The organism is Kitasatospora sp. NPDC001225 (assembly GCF_053597855.1).
The window spans coordinates 1-1098 of the sequence record NZ_JBSFJC010000484.1 but is presented as its reverse complement, the minus strand read 5'-3'; the positions used below and the strand labels follow the sequence as shown (position 1 = coordinate 1098).

At 76.7% G+C, this 1098-nt stretch carries 1 protein-coding gene; it reads left to right on the top strand.

Features of this window, described 5'->3' with window-relative positions; genetic code table 11:
* Nucleotides 1–471: 471 nt before the first annotated feature.
* The coding region (locus ACWDCZ_RS41645; RefSeq protein ID WP_449818766.1) for an SCO6880 family protein at nucleotides 472–1098 on the top strand (627 nt) is incomplete at its 3' end.

Here is a 1098-nt window from a genome sequence, read left to right as displayed (position 1 = left end):
GTCACCCGGCCCGGCATCCCGTCGCTGATTACCCGGGCGTCCGCCGGAGGCGGCGCCGAGCGGTCGAAGTCCGACGGCGGCGAGGCAGCCCCGGCCCCGGCCGCCCCGCGTGTCCAGGGTGCCAACCTGGCAGACTCCGTCGCTCCGTCCGCTGTCGGGAGCTCTCCGGCTTCCGGTACGGCCTCGGCCCCGAGCGTTCCCGCTCCTCCGGCACCGGTCGGCCCCGCCGTTCCCCCGCTGCCGGCACCGGCTGCTGGTAGTCCGGGCCCGACTGGAGGCCCGGATCCGGGACGCTTCGTCTACCCGAACCGGACCGCCGAGCCCGGGTCCTGACCAGCATCCTCCTTCCCCGGGGTGGGCGGCCCAGCGCCGCCCGCCCCGGGCCCACCATCCCCGAAGGAGCCCCGCGATGACGTCCAGAAGAGCGCCGCGCCCCCGCCCGCCGCCCGCACGCGCCTCCCTGGAACCCCGATGTCCTCCACTCCGAAGTCCGACGCCACCCCCGCGTCCGTCAAGTTCCCCCACCGCTCCAAGCGCGGCATCCTGCTCGGCCTCAGCGCCCCGCAGCTGGTCGCCTCCGCCGCCACCGGCCTGCTGCTGCTCGCCGTCCTCACCACCCGCGGCGTCACCGGCGCCCTCCAGCTCATACCTGTCTGGGCCACGGTCGCCGCCGCCGTGTTCGTCCGCTACCGCGGTCGCACCCTCGCCGACTGGGCGCCGGTCGCCGCCCGCTACGCGCTGCGCCGCCTGCGGGGCCAGCTGCTCTGGCTCACTCGCCCCTCCTCCCGTCCGGTGCGCGAGGGCCTGCTGCACCTTCCTGGCAGCGCGGCCAGCCTGCGCGTGGTCACCGCCCCGGACCGCCGCTACGGCGCCGTCCACGACCCGCACGCCAGCACCCTCACCGCGATCGTCAAGGTGAGCAGCCGCGCCTACGCCCTGCTCGACCCCGGCACCCAGAACGCCAACGTCAACGGCTGGGGCCGTGCCCTCGCCGCCCTCGCCCGCACCGGCCAGGTCGCCCGGATCCAGGTGATCGAGCGCACCGTGCCGGACTCCGGCGACGCCCTCCGCCGGTACTGGGAGGAGCACGGCCGGCCC